2 protein-coding genes are annotated in these 1,421 nt (G+C 64.7%); one reads left to right on the top strand and one right to left on the bottom strand.

Features of this window, described 5'->3' with window-relative positions:
* Nucleotides 1–337, bottom strand: a 337-nt coding sequence (locus A5636_RS01265) for a molybdopterin-dependent oxidoreductase (RefSeq protein WP_172827128.1), incomplete at its 3' end; no start/stop codon positions are given.
* Nucleotides 338–417: 80 nt separating this feature from the next.
* On the opposite strand from A5636_RS01265, the gene A5636_RS01260 reads away from it, so the two are divergent.
* Complete coding sequence (locus tag A5636_RS01260; RefSeq protein ID WP_065156896.1) at nt 418–1,284, top strand: hypothetical protein; 867 nt, start codon at nt 418–420, stop codon at nt 1,282–1,284.
* The last annotated feature ends 137 nt before the right edge of the window (nt 1,285–1,421 follow it).

The following is a 1,421-nucleotide window of genomic DNA, read 5'->3' as shown; positions in this document are numbered from 1 at the left end:
CCGGATTGCCGTAGTAGGCGGCTACGGCGTCCGGCCCGTCCGCACCGATCAGTGCCGCCATCCGCGCAGCGATGTCCGAGATGGCCTCGTCCCAGGACGCCGGCACGTACCGGTCACCGACGCGGCGCAGCGGCGTCCGGATGCGGCGGGGATGCTCGACGAGTTGGGCGGCGTTGCGTCCTTTCGCGCAGAAGTCCCGCCAGCTGTGCGGGTTCTGTTTGTCCGGCGATATCTTGCGCACCCGGTTGTCTTCGACTTGGACTTCGATGCCGCACGAGGCCAGGCAATACCGGCAGAAAGTGAACACCGTCCGCGGTTCCACCTGCTGGTCTGCCATCGTCACAGCGTGACATTTTGGGACATTTTTGTATAGGTCTGCTGCAGATTTCAGCAGCTCAGAAGGGTAGAGTCCGCGCCATGAGCGACCAACTGCGCGATATCCGGGAGCTGACCGGGGACTCCGAGGCGTATCGGGATGAGCTGTACCGACGTTGGACCGGCCTACTCAGCTACCGCTACATCGGGCGCAAACATTCGTCGATGGACCTCGGCGAGGTGGACAACACGGTCACCATCCGCCGCGACATGCGCACCGACGCCGGAGGACTGATGGTTGCGCCGCTAGCCATCTCGTCGCCGGAAGGGTGCCAGACAGACATGGTTGCGGTGCCTAATCCGGTCATCGCGTCGGTCCAGATCATCGATCCGGGTTATGACGTCACCAGGATCGAAATCGTCGATTCCGGCATCATGCATCAAGGCCGCACCATGGGGTATGGCCGCTGCAAGATCGTGGACGCGGACAACCCAGAGCGGGTGATCGCGTTCAACGAAGGACAGGGCGCAATTATCGGTATCCCACCCGAAGGGCTTGGCCGGATGGATGTTTCGGGCACGGAGCTGGTCATCGAGGACTCACCCGAGTTGCCCCCGCTGTGGGCGGCCTTCGGCGCAGCCAAGCGCGACGACGGTCACTGGGTGCTGCCGGGGCTCAGCGCCGAATTCGCTTCGCCGGACGCGGCATTGCACATCGGTCCGCAGCACGTGCTCTTGGAGACCGCGGCGACCGACCTAGCTGCTGAGGTCGCAGGCACCCGCCGGCTGCAGGTGATGAGCTGGCACGTGATGTTCATGTCGCGCGGCAAGGTGGGTCCGTTCCGTGCCGAGGGCACCGCCCACGTCGGCGGGTCCGGACGGGTTGGGGTGCGCATCCTGCTGCACGACGAGGGGAACGCGGACAAGGCGATCACTTCTGCGGCCGCCGTTTTCGACGTGGTGGCCTGAGCGGTTAGCGTCGCGCGCCGGTACTAGAACCACCGGCTAGTTGGTGGGTGGTGGTTCGGGTTCGAACGGCGTGTACCACCACCAGTCGGCGCGTTCGGTGGAGTCGTTGGTGGCCTGGAAAACCGCTTCGTCTTCGG

Source organism: Mycobacterium asiaticum (genome assembly GCF_001673315.1).
Taxonomy (GTDB): domain Bacteria; phylum Actinomycetota; class Actinomycetes; order Mycobacteriales; family Mycobacteriaceae; genus Mycobacterium; species Mycobacterium asiaticum_B.
The sequence above is the reverse complement of the archived record's forward strand: the minus strand, read 5'-3'. Positions and strand labels throughout refer to the sequence as shown.

Bases quoted from the DNA above. Each gene is read 5' to 3' on its own strand.
- A5636_RS01260 (WP_065156896.1), top strand. From the start codon at position 418: ATGAGCGACCAACTGCGCGATATCCGGGAGCTGACCGGGGACTCCGAG.